The 23,595-nt window shown below is 71.7% G+C and carries 19 protein-coding genes; 14 read left to right on the plus strand and 5 right to left on the minus strand.

Features of this window, described 5'->3' with window-relative positions; translation table 11 throughout:
• Window positions 1–19 precede the first annotated feature (19 nt).
• The 4 genes from ABD256_RS07215 to ABD256_RS07230 are packed head-to-tail and all read left to right on the plus strand — an operon-like array spanning window position 20 to window position 5,899.
• The gene (locus ABD256_RS07215; protein ID WP_344414818.1) at window positions 20–748 is read left to right on the plus strand and encodes a hypothetical protein; all 729 of its coding nucleotides are present in this window, start codon (window positions 20–22) and stop codon (window positions 746–748) included.
• The gene (locus ABD256_RS07220) at window positions 748–2,373 is read left to right on the plus strand and encodes a DNA polymerase Y family protein (RefSeq protein ID WP_486303464.1); all 1,626 of its coding nucleotides are present in this window, start codon (window positions 748–750) and stop codon (window positions 2,371–2,373) included. Before ABD256_RS07215 ends, ABD256_RS07220 begins: the two co-directional genes overlap by 1 nt.
• A 60-nt stretch (window positions 2,374–2,433) precedes the next feature.
• Complete coding sequence (locus tag ABD256_RS07225; RefSeq protein WP_344414820.1) at window positions 2,434–2,583, plus strand: hypothetical protein; 150 nt, start codon at window positions 2,434–2,436, stop codon at window positions 2,581–2,583.
• A gap of 1 nt (window position 2,584) precedes the next feature.
• Window positions 2,585–5,899, plus strand: coding sequence for an error-prone DNA polymerase (locus ABD256_RS07230; protein ID WP_344414822.1), 3,315 nt, complete (start codon window positions 2,585–2,587; stop codon window positions 5,897–5,899).
• 122 nt (window positions 5,900–6,021) lie between these two features.
• Here ABD256_RS07230 and ABD256_RS07235 read toward each other — a convergent pair whose 3' ends face one another.
• Window positions 6,022–6,978 (minus strand): aldo/keto reductase, encoded by a 957-nt coding sequence (locus ABD256_RS07235; protein WP_344414824.1) that lies wholly within the window; start codon window positions 6,976–6,978, stop codon window positions 6,022–6,024.
• Window positions 6,979–7,638: 660 nt separating this feature from the next.
• Between ABD256_RS07235 and ABD256_RS07240 the strand changes: the two genes are divergently transcribed.
• Entirely contained in the window at window positions 7,639–8,949 is a 1,311-nt protein-coding gene (locus ABD256_RS07240) for a reverse transcriptase family protein (RefSeq protein ID WP_425546395.1), read from the plus strand.
• A 26-nt stretch (window positions 8,950–8,975) separates the two neighbouring features.
• On the plus strand, window positions 8,976–9,578 hold the full coding sequence (locus tag ABD256_RS07245) for a pentapeptide repeat-containing protein (protein WP_344414826.1): 603 nt from the start codon (window positions 8,976–8,978) through the stop codon (window positions 9,576–9,578).
• A gap of 315 nt (window positions 9,579–9,893) precedes the next feature.
• On the opposite strand, the gene ABD256_RS07250 is transcribed toward ABD256_RS07245, so the two are convergent.
• Complete coding sequence (locus tag ABD256_RS07250) at window positions 9,894–12,518, minus strand: TNT domain-containing protein (protein ID WP_344414828.1); 2,625 nt, start codon at window positions 12,516–12,518, stop codon at window positions 9,894–9,896.
• Window positions 12,519–12,796: 278 nt separating this feature from the next.
• Between ABD256_RS07250 and ABD256_RS07255 the strand changes: the two genes are divergently transcribed.
• From ABD256_RS07255 to ABD256_RS07265, 3 genes are read left to right on the plus strand one after another with little or no spacing between them, the layout of a single operon-like run.
• Entirely contained in the window at window positions 12,797–13,681 is an 885-nt protein-coding gene (locus tag ABD256_RS07255; protein WP_344414830.1) for a DMT family transporter, read from the plus strand.
• A 27-nt stretch (window positions 13,682–13,708) separates the two neighbouring features.
• Complete coding sequence (locus tag ABD256_RS07260) at window positions 13,709–14,560, plus strand: bifunctional methylenetetrahydrofolate dehydrogenase/methenyltetrahydrofolate cyclohydrolase (RefSeq protein WP_344414832.1); 852 nt, start codon at window positions 13,709–13,711, stop codon at window positions 14,558–14,560.
• A gap of 2 nt (window positions 14,561–14,562) precedes the next feature.
• On the plus strand, window positions 14,563–14,856 hold the full coding sequence (locus ABD256_RS07265; protein WP_344414891.1) for a DUF3017 domain-containing protein: 294 nt from the start codon (window positions 14,563–14,565) through the stop codon (window positions 14,854–14,856).
• Between the two features lie 136 nt (window positions 14,857–14,992).
• Here ABD256_RS07265 and ABD256_RS07270 read toward each other — a convergent pair whose 3' ends face one another.
• On the minus strand, window positions 14,993–16,165 hold the full coding sequence (locus ABD256_RS07270) for an MFS transporter (protein ID WP_344414834.1): 1,173 nt from the start codon (window positions 16,163–16,165) through the stop codon (window positions 14,993–14,995).
• A 157-nt stretch (window positions 16,166–16,322) separates the two neighbouring features.
• Here ABD256_RS07270 and ABD256_RS07275 point away from each other — a divergent pair, with 157 nt between their 5' ends.
• From ABD256_RS07275 to ABD256_RS07285, 3 genes are all read left to right on the plus strand, one after another.
• On the plus strand, window positions 16,323–16,769 hold the full coding sequence (locus ABD256_RS07275) for a TrmH family RNA methyltransferase (protein ID WP_344414836.1): 447 nt from the start codon (window positions 16,323–16,325) through the stop codon (window positions 16,767–16,769).
• Between the two features lie 73 nt (window positions 16,770–16,842).
• Complete coding sequence (asnB, locus tag ABD256_RS07280) at window positions 16,843–18,363, plus strand: asparagine synthase (glutamine-hydrolyzing) (protein ID WP_344414838.1); 1,521 nt, start codon at window positions 16,843–16,845, stop codon at window positions 18,361–18,363.
• Window positions 18,364–18,377: 14 nt separating this feature from the next.
• On the plus strand, window positions 18,378–19,022 hold the full coding sequence (locus ABD256_RS07285) for a spermine/spermidine synthase domain-containing protein (RefSeq protein ID WP_344414840.1): 645 nt from the start codon (window positions 18,378–18,380) through the stop codon (window positions 19,020–19,022).
• Between the two features lie 440 nt (window positions 19,023–19,462).
• On the opposite strand, the gene ABD256_RS07290 is transcribed toward ABD256_RS07285, so the two are convergent.
• On the minus strand, window positions 19,463–19,843 hold the full coding sequence (locus ABD256_RS07290; RefSeq protein WP_344414842.1) for a MerR family transcriptional regulator: 381 nt from the start codon (window positions 19,841–19,843) through the stop codon (window positions 19,463–19,465).
• 73 nt (window positions 19,844–19,916) lie between these two features.
• Between ABD256_RS07290 and ABD256_RS07295 the strand changes: the two genes are divergently transcribed.
• Together ABD256_RS07295 and ABD256_RS07300 are read left to right on the plus strand one after the other, a co-directional pair.
• A complete protein-coding gene (locus ABD256_RS07295) occupies window positions 19,917–21,308 on the plus strand; it encodes a DHA2 family efflux MFS transporter permease subunit (protein WP_344414844.1) in 1,392 nt (463 codons plus the stop codon).
• Window positions 21,305–21,865, plus strand: a complete 561-nt coding sequence (locus ABD256_RS07300) for an NADPH-dependent FMN reductase (RefSeq protein ID WP_344414846.1) — start codon at window positions 21,305–21,307, stop codon at window positions 21,863–21,865. The genes ABD256_RS07295 and ABD256_RS07300 overlap by 4 nt, the downstream gene beginning before the upstream one ends.
• Window positions 21,866–21,871: 6 nt before the next feature.
• Here the strand turns inward: ABD256_RS07300 and ABD256_RS07305 are convergent, their stop codons facing one another.
• Window positions 21,872–23,527 (minus strand): DUF6119 family protein, encoded by a 1,656-nt coding sequence (locus tag ABD256_RS07305; protein WP_344414848.1) that lies wholly within the window; start codon window positions 23,525–23,527, stop codon window positions 21,872–21,874.
• Between the last annotated feature and the right edge of the window lie 68 nt (window positions 23,528–23,595).

Below are 23,595 nucleotides of genomic sequence, written 5' to 3' on the forward strand. Positions count from 1 at the left end.
AGGGGGAAGGTGGTACCTGGTGACGGCTGGGTTGGTGGAGGAGCGTGCGGCGCCGTTGGCGCGGCTGGCGGCTCTGCCGGGGGTGAGCACGGCGAGCGGAGTCGCGGCCGCCGCCTTGCACGCACAGGTGACCGGGCAGGTTCTTCCGGTACTGCCGGAGCTCGCTGACCTGATGCCCTCGGCCGGGCTCCGGCGCGGCACCACGGTGGCGGTTCACGGGTCCACGTCGTTGTTGCTCGCACTGCTCGCCGGTGCGACGGCGGACGGGGCCTGGGCCGCCGTGGTGGGGATGCCGAACCTCGGCCTGGTGGCGGCCGAGGAGCTCGGGGTCGAGGTGGCCAGGCTCGCACTGGTGCCCCGGCCAGGGGCCGAGTTCGCTCCGGTCACCGCGGCCCTGCTGGACGGGATGGATCTGGTGGCGGTCGATCCCAGGGCGCTGGGCCGGGCTCGTGGTGCCCCCGGCCCAGCGCCGCAGGTCGCGCGGCGGCTTTCCGCGCGGGCACGGCATCGGGGTGCCGTGCTCGTGGCGCTCGGCTCGTGGCCGGGTGCCGACGTCGAACTGAGCTGCGAGCCTGGCGGATGGGCCGGGCTCGAAGCCGGGTACGGCCGGTTCCGCACGCGCCGGGTGACCGTGCGGGCGGGCGGCCGTGGTTCGGCGGCGCGCCCCGCGCACGCGGATCTGTTGCTGCCGGGCGAAACCGGCGTGACACGGGCGGAAACCGCGCCCGCGCTGGAAGAAGTGGGCTGATGTCCACAACGGAATTCTTTGTGGACGATTCGGGGCCGCCGCCGAGGATGCTGGTGCTGTGGTGCCCGGACTGGCCCGCGGTCGCCGGTGCCGCCGCGGCGGGCGTGCCCGCGAACCGGCCTGCCGCGGTGCTGCTCGGCAATCGCGTGGTGGCCTGTTCGGCGGTGGCGAGGGCGAGCGGGGTGCGCCGGGGGATGCGCCGCCGCGAAGCCCAGTCCACCTGCCCGGAACTGGCCGTCTTCGCCGCCGACGAGGCGCGGGACGCGCGCCTGTTCGAAACGGTCGCGATGGCGGTGGAGGAACTGGTCGTCGGGGTCGAGGTGGTCCGGCCGGGGATCGTGGCGGTCCCGGTGCGCGGCGCGGCGGGCTACTTCGGCGGCGAGGACGCGCTGGCCGAGCTGCTGGTCGACCACGTGTCCGGGAACGCGGGCGTGGAGTGCCAGATCGGCGTCGCCGACGGGTTGTTCGCGGCGACGCTCGCGGCACACCGGTCGATGTTCGTGCGGCGCGGGGAGGCCGGGGAGTTCCTCGCCCCGCTGGCGATCACCGAACTGGACCAGCCGGGTGCCGAGCGCGGCGAACTGGTCGACCTGGTGAAACGGCTCGGCCTGCGCACCTTGGGCGCCTTCGCCGCGCTCGCCGAACGCGACGTGGTGTCCCGGTTCGGGGCAGGGGGCCTGCTCGCACACCGGCTGGCGAACGGGCGCGCCGAGCGCCCGCCGGACCGGCGCAGGCCGCCGCCGGAGCTGACCGCGGAGAAGACGTTCGACCCCGCGCTCGACCGGGTGGACGCGGCCGCGTTCATGGCGAAGTCCCTGGCGAGCGGGTTCCACGCCGGGCTCGCCGCGCACGGCCTGGCGTGCACGATGCTCGGCATCTACGCCACCACCGAGAGCGGTGAGGAGCTGGCGAGGGTGTGGCGCTGCGCCGAACCGCTCACCCCGGAAGGGATCGCGGACCGGGTCCGCTGGCAGTTCGACGGCTGGCTGCGCGCGGTCCCCGGCGCGAGGCCGACGGCGGGGGTGTCGCGGCTCCGGCTGGTGCCGGAGGAAACCGTCGAAGGAGCGTCGCTGCAGCAAGGGTTGTGGCAGGGCGGTGAGGGCGGTGAGGGCGGTGAGGACGGGGTCGCGGCGGAACGGGCGAGCAGGGCGATGGTCAGGGTGCAGGGACTGCTCGGCCCGGAGAGCGTGTTCACCGCGGTGCTCGACGGCGGCGCCGGCCCCGGCGAACGGGTGCGCCTCGTGCCGTGGGGCGATCAGCGCGCCGAACGGGACCCGCCGGGCGCCGCGTGGCCGCGCAGGCTGCCGAAGCCCGCGCCCGCGACCGTGCTCGCCGAACCGATGCCGGTGCGGGTGCTCGGCCCGGCCGGTGACGAACTCGGGTTCACCGCGCGCCGCGAGCTCACGGGGCGGCCGTGCGCGGTCTCGGTGGACAGGGCGCCGACGAGGGCGGTGCTCGACTGGGCCGGCCCGTGGCCGGTGGACAGCCGCTGGTGGACGGCGGTGGAACGGCCGGAGCACGTCCGGCTGCAGGTGCTGCTCGCCGGTGCCGGTGCGGCGGCGCTGCTGTTGCGCGGAACAGGACGGGAAAGTCTGAAATGGACAGTAGAAGGGATCTACGACTGATGGACGCGCGGTCAGGCGCAGCGGAAGCCGGGGTCGGCACGGCACGAAAGGTGGTGAAGCGTGGAGGATCCGTTTCTCGGTGAGGTCAGCCGATGGCTCGAAACGAGGAAACCGGCAGGGGAATCCACTGTGGACTCCTCGGATGAGCCACCGCACTGGCTTTCGGTGCTGATCCCGTCGCCGAGGGAGTCGCTGGAGCGTCTTCCCTGACATGGGCTGGAACAACCCGAACGTGCCGTGGCACGAACTGCGGCGCGCACTGAACGGAGACGGCGGAGACAGCCCCGCGTGGTCGAGGAAGCGCGAGGGCTATCTCCGCCCGTCGGACCTGCACGACCTGCGCGGGGACGATCTTTCCGGCGGCGGGCTGCGCACGCCCTACGCCGAACTGCACTGCCATTCCCACTTCAGCTTCCTCGACGGGGCGAGCTCCCCGGAGGAACTGGTCGAAGAGGCCGCGCGGCTCCAGCTCGACGCGCTCGCGATCACCGACCACGACGGCATGTACGGCGTGGTCCGGTTCGCCGAGGCCGCGCGGGAACTGGGGGTGCGCACCGTGTTCGGCACCGAGCTCAGCTTCGGGTTGTCCGGCCCGCAGAACGGCGTCGCCGATCCCGGAGGCGAGCACCTGCTGCTGCTCGCCAGGAGTTCGGCCGGGTACGCGAGCCTGTGCCGGGCGACCACGTCCGGGCTGCTCGAAGGACACGACCGGCCCGCGCCGGAACGCGGTGCCGAAAAGGGAAAGCCGGTGTACGACCTGGAAGCCGTCGCCGAAGAGGTCCGGGGCAAGGTCGTGGTGCTCACCGGCTGCCGGAAGGGTGCGGTGCGCGGCGCGCTGCTGCGCGACGGCGTCCCGGCGGCGGCCGGACAGCTACGGCGGTTGCGGAACCTGTTCGGCGGGGAGCACGTCTACGTCGAACTGTTCGACCACGGTTTTCCCGAGGACAGCGCGCACAACGACGCGCTGGCTGGCCTCGCGGCGGAGTTCGGGATGCCGGTGGTCGCGTCGAACGCGGTGCACTACGCGCGCCCCGCGGGCAGCAGGCTCGCCGAAGCGATGGCCGCGATCAGGGCGCGGCGCTCGCTCGACGACATGGAGGGCTGGCTGCCCGGCGCCGGAATGGCGTTCCTGCGCTCCGGCGCGGAGATGGCGGCCAGGTTCGCGCGGTACCCCGGCGCGGTGCAGCGGGCCGCGCTGCTCGGTGTGGAATGCGCGTTCGACCTGAAACTGGTGGCGCCCGAACTGCCGCCGTTCGAATCCGGCGGGCTCAGCGAAAAGGAGATCCTGCGCGAACAGGTGCGGCTCGGCGCGGCCGAGAGGTACGGCACCAGAAAGGACAATCCCGAGGCGTACGAGCAGATCGACCACGAAATGGAGATCATCGAACGGTTGAAGTTCCCCGGGTACTTCCTGATCGTCTGGGACATCGTCGAGTTCTGCCGCCGCAACGACATCCTCTGCCAGGGCAGGGGATCGGCCGCGAACTCGGCGGTCTGCTACGCGCTCGGCATCACCAAGGTCGACTCGGTGAAGTGGAACCTGCTCTTCGAACGGTTCCTCGCCCCGGACCGGGACGGGTACCCCGACATCGATCTCGACATCGAATCCGACCGGCGCGAGGAAGCGATCCAGTACGTCTACGAAAAGCACGGGCGGCTGCGCACCGCGCAGGTGGCGAACGTGATCACCTACCGCGCGAAGTCCGCGGTGCGGGACGCGGCGCGCGCGTTCGGGTACTCGCCGGGGCAGCAGGACGCGTGGAGCAAGCAGATCGACCGCTGGGGGCCGTTGCGCGAGACGGAAAAGGACCACGACCACGACATCCCGCCGGAGGTCGTGGGGCTGGCTTCCGCGCTGGAGGACGCACCGCGGCACCTCGGCATCCACTCCGGCGGCATGGTGATCTGCAAGCGCCCGGTGAGCGAGGTGTGCCCGATCGAATGGGCGCGGATGGCCGAGCGCAGCGTGCTGCAGTGGGAGAAGGACGACTGCGCCACGATCGGGCTGGTGAAGTTCGACCTGCTCGGCCTCGGCATGCTCTCCGCGCTGCACTACATGATGGATCTGGTGCGGGAGCACGAAGGCGTCGACGTCGATCTGTCCAATTTGGACTTGAAGGACGAGGCCGTCTACGAGATGCTGTGCCGCGCCGACGCGATCGGCGTCTTCCAGGTCGAAAGCAGGGCGCAGCTCGCGACCCTGCCACGGTTGAAACCGAGGGAGTTCTACGACCTGGCGATCGAGGTGGCACTGATCCGGCCCGGCCCCATCCAGGGCGGCTCGGTGCACCCGTACATCCGGCGCAAGAACGAGCTGGAGACCTGGGAACACGATCATCCGTTGCTGGAGAAGGCATTGGGGAAGACCTACGGCGTGCCGCTGTTCCAGGAGCAGATGATGCAGATCGCGCTCGACGTCGCGGACTTCACCGCGGCCGAGGCGGATCAGCTCCGGCATGCCATGGGCGCCAAGCGGTCCGAGAAGAAGATGCGGCGGCTGCGCCAGCGCTTCCTCGACGGTGCCGCGGCCAACGGGGTCGACGAACCGACGGCGGAGAAGATCTTCACCAAGCTCCAGGCGTTCGCGAACTTCGGCTTCCCGGAAAGCCACGCGCTGAGCTTCGCGTACCTGGTTTTCGCCAGCGCGTGGTTCAAGCTGTACCACCCGGCGGCGTTCTGCGCGGGCCTGCTTCGCGCGCAGCCCATGGGGTTCTACTCGCCGCAGTCGCTGGTCGCCGACGCCAGGCGGCACGGTGTGTCGGTGTTCGGGCCGGACGTGAACGCGAGTCTTCCCCATGCCACGCTCGAACTCCACGAAGGTGCGCAGGCGATCAGGAACGGGCTCGCCGGGGTGCGGATGATCGGGCAGAAGCTGGCCGAACAGCTTGTCGCGGAACGAAAGCGCGAAGGTCCTTTTAGGAGCATGACCGATGTCGCGCGCCGCGTCCGGCTGAGCACACCCCAGGTCGAAGCGCTGGCGACGGCGGGCGCGTTCGGCTGTTTCGGCGTCGAGCGCAGGGAAGCGCTGTGGGCGGCGGGCGCGGTCGCCCAGGACCGGCCGGACAAGCTGCCCGGCAGCGTGGTGGGCACCGAGGCGCCCGCGCTGCCGGGGATGGACGAGGTCGACACCGCGGTCGCGGACGTGTGGGCCACCGGCCTGTCCCCGGACAGCTTCCCCACCCAGTTCGTGCGGGACCGGCTGGACGCGCTCGGCGTGGTGCCCGCCGACCGGCTGCACACCGTCGACCACGGGACGAGGGTGCTCGTCGGCGGCGCGGTGACCCACCGGCAGCGGCCCGCCACCGCGGGCGGGATCACCTTCCTCAACCTCGAAGACGAGACGGGCATGGTGAACGTGGTCTGCTCGGCGGGCCTGTGGGCGCGCTACCACCGGATCGCGCGCACCAGCCCGGCGCTGCTGGTGCGGGGCATCGTCGAGAAGACGGAAGGGGTGGTGAACGTGCTCGCGGACCGGCTGCAGCACCTGACCTTGCGCATCCCCGCGAAATCCCGCGACTTCCGCTGACCTTTCCACGGCACTGAAGTGCCGCGACCCGCTGCCTCCTCGCCAGCGGGTCGCGTGCCGGGAGGTGTCGTGGTTCCGGTGCGGGGTGGCTTTCGGGGCAGGCGCCACCCTGGCACCTCCGGTCAGGAGGAGGCGTCGGTCAAGCGCTTGAGCTCGGCGTCGGTCAGGGTCAGGTCGTGCAGCGCGATCAGTGCGGGCACCTGTTCGACCGTGCGGGCGGAGGCGATCGGCGCGGCCACGGTCGGCTGCTGCGCGACCCAGGCCAGCGCGACGGTCGCCATCTCCACGCCACGCTCCGCCGCGACCTCCTCCAGCGCGGCGAGTACCGCCATGCCGCGTTCGGTGTCCACGTAGCCGCCTGCCAGGCCGGGCAGGTCGCGCACGCTTTCGACGGTTTTGCCCGGCCGGTACTTGCCGGTCAGGAAGCCGGAAGCGAGCCCGAAGTACGGCACGCAGGCCAGCCCCTCGCGCCGCACGATCTCCCGCCGCTCGCCCTCGTAGGTGTCGCGCGCGACAAGGTTGTACGGCGGCTGGAGTGCCACGTAGCGGGCCAGGCCCTCGCGGTCGGAAAAGGCGATCGAGGCGGCGAGCCGCTCGGGTTCGATGTTGGAAGCCGCGATGGCGCGGACCTTGCCCGCTTTCACGAGGCCGTCGAGCGCGGTGATGATCTCCTCGACCGGGACGGACTCGTCGTCGAAGTGGGTGTAGTAGAGGTCGATGCGATCGGTGCCCAGCCGCCGCAGGGATTCCTCGGCCGCGGCCTTGATGTTCGCGGGTGCGAGGCCCTTGTACCCCGGGTGGTCCCCGACCTTGGTCGCGACGATCACGTCGTCGCGATTGCCGCGGGCGGCGAGCCACTTGCCGATGATGGTCTCGGACTGGCCAGGCTCGTTGCCCTGTTCCGGATAGTAGTTCATGTATGAGTCGGAGGTGTCGAGGAAATTGCCACCCCCTGCGGAATAGGCGTCGAGGACCGCGAAGGACGTCGATTCGTCGGCGGTCCAGCCGAATACGTTGCCGCCCAGGCACAGCGGGGAGACGGCGAGGTCGGATTTGCCGAGAGGGCGAAAGAAGGACATGGTTCGATTGAACCACTTGGGCCGTTGCCTGTTCGGGCCGGAGAGGGTGAGCGAACGGGAATGATCCGGCCGCGAGGTGTCCGAGCACGGCGTCGATCGCTTTCGTGAGCGCGTCGCGGAATTCGGCGGTGCCGTCGAGGCAGGCGGAACCGTGGAGGCCGTTCGGCACGTCGATCACCCGCGTCGACCGCCTCGGCGAGATCTTCCGCCGACGGACCGTAGTCGCGCGTCGCGCGGCCGGTGATCGAGCACGGCACCCGCCACGCCGCGCGCCGCCTGCCCGTAACCGGCGTACGCCGGCCAGTCACGAGGTTCCGGGTGCCAGTAAGTACATAGTGGACTGCGGGCCGCTCGTGGTGCCGTTCCGCGCCGACGGGTGCGCCCCTGAGCTCCGCCGTCGGGTGCGATCCGCTGCCGTTCGCGCGACCGGGGGCACCGCCGTGTCCTTGACCGCTAGGCTGGAGTCCCCGCGGCGACGCGGGGGTGAGCAGATGGGGAAACCCATCCCTCCGGGGCAACCCCGGGGAGCACGACCACGCTGAGGCAGGGCGCCCCACGCGCCTGTGCACGCTGCGCGTACCTGTTCGGAGCGCGCGGACGGCCACGGGAGAAAGGTCACCCCCGCGTCGCTGCGGCTCGGCCGATGAACGGGGGCGATGGGTGCGGTTCGGGAATGCCGGCGGTGAATTCGATCCGGCGGAACTCCGCCCGTACGCCGAAACCCTGGCGTCTCGTCGCGCCGCGGTCGCGCTCGACGGGCCGTGGGAGCCCGCCGCGGTCGCCGATCGGCTCGTGACCACCGCCCTCGACATCGAGGTGGCGCAGGACCTGGCCGCGCGGCTTTTCGCACTCTGCCCGTCCCGGCCCTACGGACCGCGCCAGCTCGCGGATCTGCTGCGCGCGCTACCGGAACCTCCGCTCGCGCGACCCGCTGAACCGGAACGACCTCCCGAGGCCGCGCCACGGGAATGGCGCTGGGGCGTGCCGCGCTGGGAAACCCCGGCCGCCCTCGCCCGCGCGCTCGACCTCACCGTCGGCGAACTCGACTGGTTCGCCGATCTCGGCGGCTGGAACCGGCGCGCCCCGGTTCCGGTGCGGCACTACCGGTGCCGCTGGCTACCCGGCGGCAGGCGGCTCGTGGAGGAGCCGAAACCGCGGCTCGCCGAACTGCAGCGGCGGATCCGGCGGCACGTGCTCGACCGGATCCCGGTGCACGACGCCGCGCACGGCTTCCGGCCCGGCCGGTCGCCGCTGACCTGCGCGCGTCCGCACGCGGGCCGCGCGCTCGTGGTGCGCATGGACCTCGAAGGGTTCTTCGCCGCGGTCAGCGGGCACCGCGTCCGCCGGATGCTGTGCCACAGCGGGTATCCGGACCGGGTCGCCGCCGTTGTCGCCGGTCTGCTCACCACCCGCGCGCCGGTCGACGTGCTCGGCGAGCCGGACCGCGGTGACCCGGCGAGGTGGCGGCTCGCGCGCAACCTCGCCGCCGAGCACCTGCCCCAGGGCGCGCCGTCCTCGCCCGCGGTGGCGAACGCGCTCGCGTACGGCCTCGACCGCAGGCTCGCCGGGCTGGCCGAAGCGCTCGGCGCGACCTACACCCGGTACGCCGACGACCTCGCCTTCTCCGGCGACGCGGAGCTGCCGTTGCACCGGTTGCTGCCCGGCGTCCGCAGGATCGCGCGCGAGGAAGGGTTTCGCGTCCGCGAGGACAAGACGGGCGTCGCGGCCGCGCACCAGCGCCAGCGGATCGCGGGGCTGGTGGTGAACTCCGCGCCCGCGGTCCCGCGTGCCGAATACGACGAACTGCGGGCGCTGCTGCACAACTGCGCCCGCACCGGGCCCGCGGCGCAGAACCACGATGGCAAGCCGGACTTCGCGGCGTACCTGCTCGGGCGGATCGGATGGGCGTCGACCGGAAGCCCGGCGCGGGCGGCGAAGCTGAAGGAGATGTTCGGCCGGATCCCGTGGTGAGGGGCGGGTATGGCAGGCTCGGCACCATGACGGCACCGGGCGAGATCGAGACCGGCGAGGACTACCGCGAAGCCGTGCTTCCCAACGCCAGGTGGGAAAAGCGCCGGTTCGCGGGCTGCGACTTCGCCGAGGCGAACCTGCGCGGCCTCGTCACGCAGGGCTGCACGTTCGACGACTGCGACTTCACGAAGGCCGACCTGAGCGCGTCGCGGCACCAGGGCAGCGCGTTCCGGTCGTGCACGTTCGACCGGACCGTGCTCGCGGACAGCCGGTGGTCGGCCAGCTCGTTCCTCGGATCGTCCTTTGTGGACATCGGCTTCATCAGGGTGGCGCTGCGGGAATGCGACCTCTCGCTCGCTTCGCTCTCCGGCGCGCGGCTGCGCAAGGCGAACCTCTCCGGCCTCCGGTTCCGCGAGGCGAACCTGACCGACGCGCTGTTGCGGGAAGCGGACCTGCGGGAAGCGGATTTCAGCGGCGCGCGCCTGCACGGCGCCGATCTCGAAGGCGCCGACCTGCGCGGGGCGCGGGTGGACGCGGACCTGCTCACCCAGGCGAAGCTGCGCGGCGCGCGGGTGGACCTGGAAACGGCCGTCGCCTACGCCGCGGCGCACGGCCTGGTGGTGCGCTGACGACCGGGGCCCTTGCCCGTCGCGGGAACCACACGAAGGTACCCGTTCGTGCGCTTCCGCCAGGGGAGCCCCTGTTTTCAACATTACCGCGCGGCACCGACAGAACGGGCCGCGGAACCGGCCGGGGCCGCACGAGAGTGCCCCTTCGTTCGCTTTCGCTGGGGGACCCCCGATTTCAACACTATCGCGGGGCACCGACAGAAAGGTGCTCGGAAGAAACGCGGCGAGCGCGTGTGACGAGCCCGGCTACGGGTCACAAAGGACTGCCCGCCGCACGGGGACGCGCGGCGGGCAGCCGGAGGGTCAGCGACGGCCTCAGTCGATCGGCGGTTCCCCAGGGTCGAGTTCGATCAGGTCGCCGTCGGCGAGCAGTTCTTCGACGGAGGCGGGCAGCAGGTACGCCGAACCGCCGCCCGGCTGGTTGAACCACGGGATCGCCACCCCGGTCAGCGCTTCGAGCGGGCGCTGCACGCGGTACACGTGGTACGGCCGGTTGACCCATTCCGGCACCAGCGACCGCTCTTCGAACGGCGTGCCCGCCACGTAGGTCAGGTTGCCGTTCGGGTTGCCGAACCGGTCCAGCTCGCTGCCCGCGGGCAGCTCGCGCAGTTCCTTGCCCCGGAACAGGGTCAGCGGCGGCTCGCCCGCCATCGGGCCGATCGGCCACGGCTGGCCGCCGTTCGACCGCTCGGCCGTCCTCGTCTCTTCCCGGCGCGGCCGGTCACGCCGCGCGGGCGGCTGCGGCGGCGTCGCGGACAGTGCCGTCGCGCCGCCGGGCGCCTCTTCGGCGCGGTTGGGCGCGGCACCGCGGGGCGACGCGTCCGCCATCGGGACCGCCTCCGCGATCTGCGTCCGCCCGTTGTCCGGCACCGGGCGCTGCGGTGGCGGTGGCGGTACGGCGGGCTGCCTCGCCTCCGGCGGCGGTTCCTGGCGCCGTGCGGGCGGCGCGACACCCGTGGCGATCTCCGGCGACAGCGTCGCCATCACCGGGCGCTGCGGCGGCAGCTCCTCCTTGGGCGGCTGCGGCTGCCCCTTCGCGGGCTGCCGCTGCTCGGGACGGGACGCCCTCGCGGTGCCGTCCGGGTCCAGCAGCAGCTTCCCGAGCATGAACGCCGCGGCGTCCTCGGCGTCGCCGAACACCGCGGGGCTCGTGGGCCTGCCGCCGTCGAACCGGCTGACCCGCCAGCCCTCGTCGATCTCCTCGACGCCCCAGCCCGCATCGGCGGGACCGCCGATGCGGTAGCCGTCCTCAGGCACGCCGAGCTGGACCAGTTTCGTCCGAAGCTGGTTCAGCGGCGGCTCGTCGGACCGCGGGGCGGTCTGCGGCGGCTCGCGGCGCGTCGGCGCCGGAGCGGACGGGGCCGCCTCGGCGGCCACCGGCGCGGGCATCGCAGGGGGAACCGGCGAGACGAGCTGCGTCGCCGGGCCTTCGTCGTGCGGTGCCTGCTGCGAAAGCGGCGTGGGCTGGGCCGAAGAAGGGTGGGTCAGCAGCGGCGGCTCGTCCGGGTCTTCGGCTGGCTCCGCTTCGGGACCGTCGTCGAGCACCGGCGGCGCGAACATCGTCGGCGGCCCGCCGTCGTCGTCGAACGACTGCGGCTGCCGGTCGGGGTGGTCGCCGTTGCGGCCACCGTAGACCGGCGCTTCGTCGTAGTGGTCGTCGTAGGCCTCGTGCTCGTCGACGTAACCGCCCGGCCGCTCGGCGGTCTTTTCCTCCGGCTCCTCGGCGTACGGCTCGTGCGTTTCCCGGGTGTCGAGGCCGCCTTGCCCGTCGGAGTGGTTCTCCGCGTAGGCGGTCACCGGTGGCGCGTAGGTGGTTTCCTCACTCGCGTACCGGGCAGGTTCGGACTCGTCCTCCTGGTAGCCCGGCGACGGGGTGTCGGTGTAGAACGGCTCGGCGTACTCGGCGGAGCCGGTGTGCTGCGGCGCGCCGTGCGACGGCTCCTCGAAGTCGGGCTCGCCGAGGCTGTCCTCATAGCTCGGCTCGGCGGCGTAGGAGGCGCGCTCCGGCTGGCGCGATTCGACGGGCACCGACACCGCTGCGGCCTGCACCGGAGCGGCTTGCGCCGGCGGCGGCGCGGCCTGGGCCGGCGCGGGCGGGCCGGGAGGCCGCTGCGGGGGAGTGCCGCGGTTCAGGTGCGCGGCCGCGGCCTGCACGGTCTGCTCGCCGACCTCGGACAGCGCGAACCCGGTCGACCGGATGTGCTGCACGAGATCGGGCTCGGGCGCGACCCCGTACTCCTGCAGGTAGAAGTTGACCGCGGCGGGCCAGATCCACACGCCGTCGGTGTGGAAGGCCACCGGCACCGCGGGGGCGGGGCTGGCGGCGAGCAGGTCGACGTCGTAGCCGCGTTCGGAGACCACCACCGGCGCGTGGTCGAGGTAGTCCAGCACGCGGTCCTGCTCGTCGACCTCGAGTTCGGGCCGGTTGATCACCGGCCTGCCGCCCGCGCCCTGGCCGTCGAAGATCCTGGCGATCCGGAAGTGCGGCCCCGGCTGCTCGGGGGCGAGCCCGGACATGCGGCGCAGCAGCCACTCCGGCACGTTCTCCTCCGAGCGGGGGAACATCCTCAGCTCGTCGGCGTAGGCCTGCGGCGGCGGCGCGAGGTCCCATTCGGGCTCCTCGCGGTCGTACTCGAGGTTGTAGCTGGACGGGTGGTCGAGCTGGTAGCGGGCGTTGAACCAGGTGCCCCTGCCGTCGCGGTACATGCCGGCGCGCAGCTTGCCGAAGAGGGTCGCGATGTCGTGCGTGGCCACCCACTCGTGGGTCTGGCCGTCGCCGGTGGCGACTTCTCCGGTCAGCTCGTGGTAACGCCCGACCGCGCGGTACTGCGCGGTCACGCGGCGCCAGTCGCGCGGCGCGGCCCGCAGCAGGGCGAGGCCGATCTGCTTGACCAGGGTGTCCTGCTCGGTCGCGTTCAGCTGGGTCGTCGGTTGAGCCACCGGTCCATTTTGACTCTTCGGCCGCGCTAATGCACCCGCATCCTCCCCTTCGGCCTAGCCGCCGCGGCGGCTTCAGCCGCTTGACCTCGGCCGGGCGGGGGTGGGTGAGTTATCGGTATCACTCTCTTTCGGATGGATCGAGACGGTGTGGCGGCGTGACAATAGGAAGGATGAGTACCGCGAGCGCCACCGTCATCACCCCGCGCGACCAGGGTAACAGGACAAAAGGCGCAGAGCGGGCACTCGGGATTGGGCTCGCGGTCGTGTCGGGACTCGCCATGGCTACGCAGAGTCGCCTGAACGGTCAGCTCGGTGCCGAACTGCACGACTCCCTGTTCGCCGCGGTGATCTCCTTCGGCGGCGGGCTCGTGCTCCTGCTGCTCGCCCTGCCCTTCTCCCCGAAGATGCGCGAAGGTCTCCGTTCGGTGGCAGGCGGCGTCCGGGAGGGCCGGTTCAGCCCCTGGTACTGCCTCGGCGGCGTCGGCGGCGCGACCTATGTGGCGGGGCAGTCGGTGACGGTGTCGGTGCTCGGGGTGGCGATGTTCACCGTCGGCGTGGTCGCAGGGCAGACGCTCAGCGGGCTCGCCGTCGATCGCGCGGGGCTCGGCCCCGCCGGGCCGCAGGCGCTGACCTGGACCCGCGTGCTCGGCGCGGTCCTCACCCTCGCCGCGGTCGCCTGGTCGCTGTCGGGAAGCCTCGGCAGCGCGCCGGCCGGGCTGTGGCTGCTCGTCCTGCCGCTGGTCGCGGGCGCGCTGATGGCGGTGCAGCAGGCGTTCAACGGCCGCGTCAACGCGCAGTCGGGCAGCTCGCTGACCGCGGCGCTGATCAACTTCACCGGCGGGACGATCGTGCTGGTGCTCGCCTGGCTCGTTTCGCTCGCCTTCGGCGGCGGGCCGCACGCGTTCCCGTCGAATCCGCTGCTCTACCTCGGCGGGCTCGTCGGCATCGTGTTCATCGCGCTCGCCTCGGTCGTCGTCCACTGGACCGGTGTGCTGCTGCTCGGGCTCGCCACCATCGCGGGCCAGCTGATCGGCTCGGTGCTGCTCGACCTGATCGTGCCGGCGCACCCCGCGACGCTCGGCGCCGCCACCTTCGGCGGGACCGGCCTCGCGCTCGTCGCCGTCGGGATCGCCGCGATCAGCACCCGCCCTCGGCAGGGGTGAGCCTGGACCTTTGCCAGAATGGGCGCCGTGACGGTGACGATTCTCGACGGCAAGGCAACGAAGGACGCCATCTTCGCGGAGCTGGGGCCGCGGGTGGCCGCGCTCGCCGAGCGGGGGATCACCCCCGGGCTCGCGACCGTGCTGGTCGGCGATGACCCCGGCTCGCACTCCTACGTGAAGATGAAGCACGCGGACAGCGCCAAGGTCGGGGTGAACTCGATCCGCCGCGATCTGCCCGCGGACATCGCGCAGGACGAGCTCGAAGCGGTGGTCGCCGAACTCAACGCCGACCCCGCCTGCCACGGCTACATCGTCCAGCTCCCGCTGCCGAAGCACCTCGACGCGGGCCGCGTGCTCGAACGCATCGCGCCGGAGAAGGACGCCGACGGGCTCGCGCCGGTGAGCCTCGGCAGGCTCGTGCTCGGCGAGCGGGCGCCGCTGCCGTGCACGCCGCTCGGGATCGTCGAGCTGCTCCGCCGCTACGAGGTTCCGCTGGCCGGGGCGCGGGTCGCCGTCGTCGGCAGGGGGATCACCGTCGGCAGGACGCTCGGGCTGCTGCTCACCCGGCGCAGCGAGAACGCCACCGTGACGCTGTGCCACACCGGCACCCGCGACCTCGCGGCCGAGGTGCGGCGCGCGGACATCGTGGTGGCCGCCGCCGGCTCGCCAGGGCTCATCACCCCGGACATGGTCAAACCCGGTGCCGCCGTGCTCGACGTCGGCGTTTCCCGCGTCGACGGCAAGCTGACCGGCGACGTCGACCCCGGCGTGCGCGAGGTCGCCGGGTTCGTGGCGCCGAACCCCGGCGGGGTCGGGCCGATGACCAGGGCGATGCTGGTCAGCAACGTCGTCGAAGCGGCGGAGCGAGCCGCCTCGTGAGCATGCCCGTCACGCCCCGCGGGAAGAAGCCGTTCCTGACGCACCTGCCGTTCGGGCTGGTACTGGCGCTGGTCGCGATCGCGGGCTGGCGGATCTGGCTCTACCACTGGCGGCAGGGCGTCATCATCATCGGCGGCGCGCTGCTGGTGGCCGCGCTGCTGCGGATCGTGCTCGCGGACGCGCAGGCCGGGCTGCTCGCGATCAGGGGCAAGCCCGTCGACGCGCTGAGCTACGCGGGCCTCGGCGTGCTCATCCTCTTCATCGCCTTCACCATCTCCGGCGGCCCGCTCACGTAGGCCCCCTGCTCGCGTTTAGCGGGCTAAACGTCGCGCGGAGGGGCCCGGCTCAGGGAGGGGCCTGGAGTGCGTTTAGCGGGCTAAACGTCGTCGACGGGAACCGGCCGCCGCGGGGGTGGCGGCCGGTCCCGCCGGGTCATGCCTCGACGAGCACCGGGCGCTTCGCGGCCTTGCGGTCGAGGCCGCCGGACACCGCGGCCAGGCTGAGCCCGAACACGGCGAGCAGCGCGCCGATCCAGTTCGGCGCGACGAGCCCGAGCCCGCCCGCGATGACGAGCCCGCCGAGGTAGGCGCCGATCGAGTTGGCGATGTTGAACGCCGACTGCACGGCTGCCGACACGAGCGACGGTGTGCCGCCGGCCTTCTCCATGATCCTGGCCTGCAGCATCGGGCCGATCATGAACCCGGCGACGCCGACGAAGAAGATCGTGATGGCGGCGCTGACCTTCCCCTGCGCGGTGACCGTGAAGATGCCGAGCACCGCGGCGAGGCTGAGCAGCGCGACGTACAGGCTGGGCATCAGCGCCTTGTCCGCGAGCCTGCCGCCGAGCAGGTTCCCGATCGTCATGCCGACGCCCGCGAGCGAAAGCAGCAGCGTGACCTGCGACGGCGAGTACCCGGCGACGTCGGTGAGCATCGGCGCGATGTAGGACAGGCACGCGAACACGCCGCCGAGGCCGAAGGTGACGATCGCGAGCGCGAGCCACACCTGTGGCCGCTTGAACGCGCCGAGCTCGCCGCGCAGCGACGGGTCGGCGGGCCTGCCCTGGTGCGGTACGAGCCTGGCGATGGCGGCCATCGCCACCAGCCCGATGACCGCGACCACGGCGAACGTCGCGCGCCAGCCGACCTGCTGGCCGAGCAGGGTGCCGAGCGGCACGCCGACGACGTTGGCCAGCGTCAGCCCGAGGAACATCATCGACACGGCCTTCGCCCGGTTGCTCTTGTCGACGAGCCCGGACGCGACGACCGCGCCGGCACCGAAGAACGCGCCGTGCGGGAGCCCGGCGACGAACCGGAACACGACGCCGAACTCCTGGTTAGGGGCGAGCGCGAACAGGGTGTTGCCGACGGTGAACAGGGCCATCATCGCCAGCAGCATGGTCTTGCGCGGCAGCCGGACGGCGGCGGCGGTGAGCAGCGGGGCGCCGACGACGACGCCCAGCGCGTACCCGGAGATCAGGTGGCCCGCGGTCGGGATGTCGACGCCGAAGTCGGTGGCGGCTTGCGGCAGCACGCCCATCATGACGAACTCGGTGGTGCCGATACCGAAGGCGCCGATGGCCAGCGCGAGCAGCGCGATGGGCACGGTACTCCTCTCGGGAAGGATTTCTGAATCGATAAAGTCGGCTGTCAAAAAACTAGACAGGCCGCAAGGTCCCCAGCGTCCTCACCGAACTGTCCAGCATCCAGTTCAACCGATGCGACCCCCGTTTGTCATCCCGATATCGCGTGAGCATGCCCACGTGACGCCGCACTCACCCGGTACGAGCCGAAGCCGGCGCCGGTCCCATCCCCGCTGGGGGCACCTGCTCGCGGCGCCGCACTGGCCGCTGCACGGTGCGAACCTCGGCACGCTGCCGCGCACGTGCGACGCGGTCGGGGCCTGCCTGGCGGTGCCCCGGATTCCCTGGGTGCCGGAAGCGCTCCGCCGAGGCGATACCCTGCGCCGGCCCGCCTGCGTCCACGGGGTGAACGACCCGCTGGCGGACGAAGCCGCCCGGCTGGCCGGTCTCGGCGCCGCGCGCGGCAGGACGATCGCGGTGCTCGGGCACGAGCAGAGCGGTATCCCGCCCGGGGCGCTCGATCTGCTCGACGTCGCGGAGGACATCCCGATGGCCGGTTCGGGATCGAGCCTCAACGTCGCCGTGGCGGGCAGGCTCGTGCGGTACGAGCTCGCCGGGTTGGCGTGAAAGACAGCGGAACGCGTCACACAGACGGCATTTCCGCACTGTGCCAACTAGAATCGGTCGGCAACCTCAGGAGGTGCCACGCACTGTGTGTGGAATCGTTGCCGCGGTCGGCGAAGTCGATGTCCAGATGTGCCGTGAGATGTTGGGCCGGATCAAGCATCGCGGTCCCGATGACACCGGGGAGATCCGGCGGGGGAACGTGTGGCTCGGCCACCAGCGTCTGTCCATTATGGACGTCGGCGGCGGGGCCCAGCCGCTGAGCGACGTGGACGGGACCACCTACCTGGTGGCCAACGGTGAGATCTACAACCACCGCCACATCAGGGAGGACCTCGGGCACGAGCTGTTCGAGACCGGCTCCGACAGCGAAGCGGCCCTGCACGCGCTGATCGTCGACGGCCCGGCCGGGCTGGCGCGCCTGCGCGGCATGTTCGCGCTCGCGTTCATGACCTCCGACGGCGAGTTCCTCGTCGCGCGCGATTCGCTCGGTGTGAAACCGCTCTACTGGGCGCGCCGTGCCGGCGTGACGCTGTTCGCCAGCGAACTGCGCGCGTTCGACGAGGCGGACCGGCCGCTGGTGGAGAGCTTCCCGCCGGGCTGCTGCTGGAGCCCGGCGTCGGGGCTGGTGCGGTTCGCCGACGCCATTCCTTCGCACGTGCGCCCCGCGCGCCGTGCCGAGGAGCCCGGCGTGTGGGACGAAAGCCTGCTCAAGTCGGTGCGCGAGACGATCGTGAGCGCCGTCGAGAACCGGATGATGAGCGACGTCGGGATCGGCGTGTTCCTCTCGGGCGGGCTCGATTCGGCGATCGTGGCCGCCGTCGCCGCCGAATACGCGAAGCGGCACGGCCAGCCGTTGCCGACGTTCGCGGTGGGCGCGCCGGGCAGCTCGGACCTGGCCGCGGCCAAGGTGGTCGCCGAGTTCCTCGGCACCGAGCACCACGAGATCGTGATGACGCGGGAGGACGCGATCGCCGCGCTGCCGAAGGCCGTGCGTGCGATCGAGCACTACGACCCGTCGCTCGTGCGCAGCGCGGTGCCGAACATGCTGCTCGCCGAGTACGCGTCGAAGCGCGTGCACGCGGTGCTCACCGGTGAAGGCGCCGACGAGCTTTTCGCGGGCTACTCCTACTACCACGAAGCGCCGTTCACCGACCCGGACGCGCTGCAGGCCGAGCTGGTGCGCACGGTCGGCGAGCTGCACCACCTCAACCTCCAGCGCTGCGATCGGACCACGATGGCGTACGGCATGGAGGCGCGCGTGCCGTTCCTCGACCGCGACGTGATCGAGCTGGCGCTGTCGATCCCGCCGGAGCACAAGATGACCGGGCCCGGTGTCGAGGAGAAGAAGCTCCTCCGCGACGCGTTCGAGGGCTGGGTCCCCGAGGAGATCCTGCGCCGCGGCAAGGAGCAGTTCGGCGACGGGTCCGGCGCGAAGGACGTGCTGGAAAAGGCCGTCCAGTCCTCGCCGGAGATCGCCGCGGCGGACGGGGTGGAGCTGCGCTCGAAGGAGGAGGCCGGGTTCTACGCCATCTGGCGCGACGAGCTCGACGGCATCCGCGCCGACCGCACGCTGGGGCTGTTCGCGACGACGTGACTATCGTGGCACCCGTGAGCGAGGTGCTGGAGAGGGTCCGCGGTGTGTGCGGCGAGCTCGTGCTGCGCCGGGTCGACGCCGATTTCGAGGTGATCGCCAACGGCGTGTTCCTGATGGACACCCGCAACGGCGAATCGGAGCGGCTGCTGGTTTCGGTGGCCGCGGATTCGGTGCCCGGCCGCGCGCGCGTGCTCATCGGCGGGCTCGGCGTCGGGTTCTCGCTGCGGGCCGCGCTGGACCACGACGGGATCGGCGAGATCTTCGTGATCGAGCGGGAGCCCGCGGTGGTCGAGTGGAACCGGACCGGACCGCTGCGCGACGTGCACGGTGACGCGCTTTCCGATGAGCGGGTGACCGTCGTCGAAGCGGATCTGGTGTCCTGGCTGGACAGCACCGACGAACGCTTCGACGCGCTGTGCCTCGACATCGACAATGGTCCACAGTGGACCGTGACCGACGGGAACGCCGCGCTGTACTCGGCCGCGGGGCTCGACATGCTCTCCGCGCGGCTGCGGCCGGGTGGCGTGCTCGCGGTGTGGAGCGCGGAGGCGAGCGCCGCCTTCACGCGCCGCCTGCGCGGGCGGTTCAGCGAGGTCCAGGTGCTCGAAATCCCGGTGCCCCGCGGCGAACCCGACGTCGTCTGGCTCGCCCGCCGTTAGCTTTCCGGCGGCGCGTTCAAGCCCTGAAGGGCGCCTTGGGGGAATCTGACGCCGCGATCTGGCCCCTTCGCGGTGGGTGGGGTGGCAGCGTTGATGCGCTGAAGGGCGCCTTGGGGGAATGGGATGCCGTGAAGGGCGCCTTCGGGGCATGTGCGGGCGGTGGACCGTATCGTGCGGGCCTGGTGGGCATTCGGGGTGCCGTCGTGGCATTTGTTGCCGTCATGGTGGTCATCGGGGGACATACGACCACGTCGGCCGCGAAGGGAGCGGCGGGCCTCGATTCCCCGAAGGGCGCCTTGGGGGAATCTGACGCCGCGATCTGGCCCCTCGCGGTGGACGGGGTGGCAGCGCTGATGCCCGGAAGGTGACCTTCGGGGCATGCCGCACCGGACCCACCTTGGCCTCTACGGGAGCATCCTTCAGGGCAGGCCCGGTCCCCGTCAGGCCGGGGGGACTCTGCAGAGCGCGGTGTCCCCGGTGAGGTCGTCGAGCGCGGAGTTCAGTGCCGCGATGCGCTGGCGGACCTCGTCTTCGAGCGCGGAGCGGAACCGGAACCAGTCGTCCAGCCCGATCCGCTCCGGCGGCGGGAGCCGGTCGGTCAGTTCCCGGATCTCGGCGACGGACAGCCCGACGCGCTGCGCGACGCGGATGACCTTGATGACGCAGGCGGTGGTCTCGTGGAACCGCCGCTGGTTCCCGCTCGTGCGCTCGGCGTGGATGAGCCCGTTGCGGTCGTAGAAGCGGATCGCGGACGGGGCGACCCCGCTCCGGTCCGCCAGTTCCCGCATCCCGATGGACGCCTTCACGGCGGGCGCGCTCATGGGAACTCCTTCCCCCGAAGTGTCCTGCTTCACAGTTGACTTCAACCAAGGTTTCAGTTTTAGCGTAGCCCAGGTGAGCACGAAGAGCACTCTCGAACCGATCCCGCGTTCCGCCTGGTACGCCTCGGCGGTCATCGCGCTGGGCGGGTTCGTGGCGAACATGGACGGCCCGATCGTCTCGATCGGGCTGGAGACCCTGCGGCACGACCTCGGCGTCGCGCTCGACGGCGTGCAGTGGGTCGTCACCGGCTACCTGCTCGGGCTTTCGGCGGCGCTGCCGGTGACGCCGTGGCTCGTGCGCAGGTTCGGCGCCGGGCGGCTGTGGCTGCTTTCGCTGGTCGCGTTCCTGGTGCTGTCCGCGGCGTGCGCGCTGTCGCCGACGCTGCCCGCGCTCATCGCGGCGCGGGTGCTGCAGGCGATCGCCGGCGGCGTGATGGTCGCGAGTGGACAGACGGTGATCGGCATCGTGGTCGGCCCGGCCAGGATGGGCAGGCTGATGGGCACGCTCGGCATCGTGGTCGGGGCCGCCCCGCTCGTCGGCCCGAGCCTCGGCGGGCTGCTGCTGGCGCACTTCCGGTGGCCGTCGCTGTTCTGGGTGAACCTGCCGATCGGGCTGGTCGCGGTGCTGCTCGGCCTGCGGCTCGTGCCGCCGGGCGAACGCGGCGCGACGGCACGGCTCGACCACCGGGGGCTGGCGCTCGCCACGGTCAGCGTCCCGATGCTCGTCTACGCGCTGACCGAACTCGGCGCCGTGCGCACCGCATCGGCGCCGCCGCACTGGGCGCTGCTCGCGCTGAGCCTGGTGCTGGGCGCGGTGTTCGTCCGCCGTTCGCGCCGCGTGCCGAACCCGGTGCTGGCACTGCGGCTGTTCCGGGTGCGGGCGATCTCGCTGGCACTGAGCAGCGTGCTGCTCAGCTCGGCCGCGATGTACGGCGCGATCGTGCTGCTGCCGCTGTGGCTGCAGATCCGGCTCGGGCACGGCGCGGCGTCCACGGGGCTGCTGCTGGTGCCGCTCGGCCTCGGCACCTCGCTGGTGATGATCGTGGCCGGCAGGCTGACCGACCGGTACGGCGGCGCGCGGATCGCGGTGGCCGGAACGAGCCTGGTGCTGCTGAGCACGCTGCCGTTCCTGTGGTTCGGCGGTACGCCGTCGATGTTCCTCGTGCAGGTACTGCTGTTCGTGCGCGGTGTCGGGCTCGGGCTGTCGATGATGCCCACGTCGGTGGTCGCCTACACGAGGGTCTCGCCGGACGACCTCGGCGACGCGACGGTGCTGACGAACATCGGCATGCGGATCGGCGGGGCGGTCGGCGGCGCGCTGGTGGTGATCCCGCTGTCCCGCGCGCTCGAGTTCGGCTGGGCGTTCGCGGTGCTGGCCGGGCTGTCCGTGGCCGCGGTCGCGGTGACGGCAGCGCTGCTTCGTGTTCCCCACCATGAAACGACAACGGAAAGGATCGGAAAATGACCGCACTGCCCAGGATCGCGGTGATCATCGGGAGCGTCCGCGAGGGCCGGATCGGCGACGGCGTCGGCAGGTGGGTCGCCGGGCGGCTGGCTGGCGAACCGCTGGAGCCGATGCTGATCGACCTCGACGGCCACACGTTCCCGTCGACGATGACCCACCATCCCGATGTCGAGGGCTTCGCCGAAACGATCGGCAGCGCCGACGGCGTGATCGTGGTGACACCCGAGTACAACCACAGCTTCCCCGGCCCGCTGAAGACCGCGATCGACGCCGTCGGTCCACAGTGGAGGGCCAAGCCGGTGGGATTCGTTTCCTACGGCGGGATGGCGGGCGGCCTGCGCGCGGTCGAAGCGCTTCGCCCGGTCTTCGCGGAACTGCACACCGTGACCATCCGCGAGACGGTGAGCCTGCACAACCCGTGGGGCCCGCTCGCCGACGACAGCACCGAATACCCCGATTTCGCCGCGGAAAAGGCGTTGCACGTGCTGACGACGCAATTGCTGTGGTGGGCCGAAGCGCTGCGCGAAGCGCGGGCGAAAACGCCCTACCCGGCCTGATCGCGGTCAGGGGATGATCGCGACCGAGACCGGGATCCCGTTCGCGGTCGAGGTGACGCACGCCGACGCGAGCGCGGAGCGGGCGAAGGTGAACAGCGTTTCCGGGGTGAGCGGTTTGTCGGTCCGGTGAATGGCGTAGACGACCGAATGCGGTCGCGTGCCGAGGTTCCGCGCGCGTTCGGGGCTCTGTTGCGCGACCAGGCCGCGGAACCGGTGCCAGGTTTCCGGATCGGTGAGGCTCTCCATCGAAACCAGGCCCTGTGCGAACAGGTGGCTCAGCGGTGACGAGCCGGTGCGGCCGCTGGTCTTCTTGACGTGCACCAGTTCGTTGTCGGGGCCGAGCAGATCGCACGCCTCGAAGCCGCTGGGATGCGTGCGGCCCGGCACCAGTTTCCGGTCGAGGCACAGGAAACCGGGCAACGTCCGCGCCACGTACCGGTTGTAGTCCTCCTCGTGCACCTTGCCCGTCTTCGCGTTGCGGGGCGCGTCTTTCCACGCGGGGAGGCGCCACGGCAGCGCCCGTTCGAACGCGGTGCGGCTGACCTTCCTGACGTGGCGCAGGTACTCGTCGCCGATGCGGTACCAGTCGCCGTCGATGAGGATGTACCGCGCGTCCCTGTCGGCGATTTCCGCGGCCAGCCAGTGCAACGCGGGTAGTTCGCCGCCGAGTTCCTCGTCGTCCTCCCGCCGTCCTTCGATGCGCCCGGCGGACAGCGCACGGTGCCATTCGTCGCGGGGGAGGGCGGCCAGGGGCTCGGCGAGGTGGTCGCAGGTCAGCTCCTCGGTGCGCAGGTGCGTACCGGCGACCCGGCCGGTGTAGTAGTGGATGTCGGGGCCCTCGTAGTAGCGGGCCGGGTAGGCGACGCCGATTTCCCCGCGCGCCGGATCGGGCTCGGCCAGCAGTTCGGCGACCGCGCCGTCCAGCTCCGCGCGCTGCGGCGTCCGGCTCGGCACGCGCCGCACCCACAGCAGCGGCGCGAGCTGGTCGTGCGGCGGCTGGTCGCGTTCGATCGCGCTCAGCGCGCGCAGATCGCCGACCAGGTGCGCCCGGTCGACGGCGAGCGGGACCTTCAGCGACTGCCCGCAGTCCAGGCTGAGCTGGAGCTTGCGGTCACCGCGTTCGCGAACGTGCGTGAGCCCGCCGAGCAGGTGCAGGCGCGCCCTCCCGTTGAGCTGCCGGATGATTTCGGCGTGCTCGCGCAGCCCGAACTCCCACAGGCCCTGCCGCGCGGGCACCAGGTTCCGGTCCACGCGGGCCTTCGCGGACAGCGCCCAGCGCGTGATGTCCCTGATCTCGTCGGGGTTCACCGTGCGCACCGCCACCCGCAGCGCGAACTGGTGGTCGATCAGATCGTCGCGCAGGAAGTGCCAGCCGTGCCCGTAGGTCAGCGCGTAGGTGGCGTCGTCGACGCGGAGGAACAGCGCCGCCGACGACGTCGAGGTGGAGAAGGCGAGGTCCACCCCGGTGAGCGCGCGGATCGCCCGCACCCATTCGACGTCGTGCTCGTCGGTCTGCCCCGCGACGAGAAGTCCTTGCGCGGCACCGAAGTCGACCTCGCGGAACTCGTGGTCGTGCCGCGCCCGGTCCACCACGAGGCGGTGCAGTTCATCCGGTCCGACGTCGGCCATGCGGTACAAAGTGGTTACCCTGGTCTGGGTCACCACACCAGGGTAATTTCGCGGTCGTGCCGCCGGGTTTCCCCGAGGTTGTGCCGGAGTGTCGATCCGGA

The organism is Amycolatopsis minnesotensis, from assembly GCF_039529815.1.
Taxonomy (GTDB): domain Bacteria; phylum Actinomycetota; class Actinomycetes; order Mycobacteriales; family Pseudonocardiaceae; genus Amycolatopsis; species Amycolatopsis minnesotensis.

Excerpts from the sequence above, each read along its gene's own strand:
- ABD256_RS07220 (WP_486303464.1), top strand. The coding sequence starts at position 748 with ATGTCCACAACGGAATTCTTTGTGGACGATTCGGGGCCGCCGCCGAGG.
- ABD256_RS07230 (WP_344414822.1), top strand. The coding sequence starts at position 2,585 with ATGGGCTGGAACAACCCGAACGTGCCGTGGCACGAACTGCGGCGCGCA.
- ABD256_RS07235 (WP_344414824.1), bottom strand. The coding sequence starts at position 6,978 with ATGTCCTTCTTTCGCCCTCTCGGCAAATCCGACCTCGCCGTCTCCCCG.
- ABD256_RS07245 (WP_344414826.1), top strand. The coding sequence starts at position 8,976 with ATGACGGCACCGGGCGAGATCGAGACCGGCGAGGACTACCGCGAAGCC.
- ABD256_RS07255 (WP_344414830.1), top strand. The coding sequence starts at position 12,797 with ATGGCTACGCAGAGTCGCCTGAACGGTCAGCTCGGTGCCGAACTGCAC.
- ABD256_RS07265 (WP_344414891.1), top strand. The coding sequence starts at position 14,563 with ATGCCCGTCACGCCCCGCGGGAAGAAGCCGTTCCTGACGCACCTGCCG.
- ABD256_RS07290 (WP_344414842.1), bottom strand. The coding sequence starts at position 19,843 with ATGAGCGCGCCCGCCGTGAAGGCGTCCATCGGGATGCGGGAACTGGCG.
- ABD256_RS07300 (WP_344414846.1), top strand. The coding sequence starts at position 21,305 with ATGACCGCACTGCCCAGGATCGCGGTGATCATCGGGAGCGTCCGCGAG.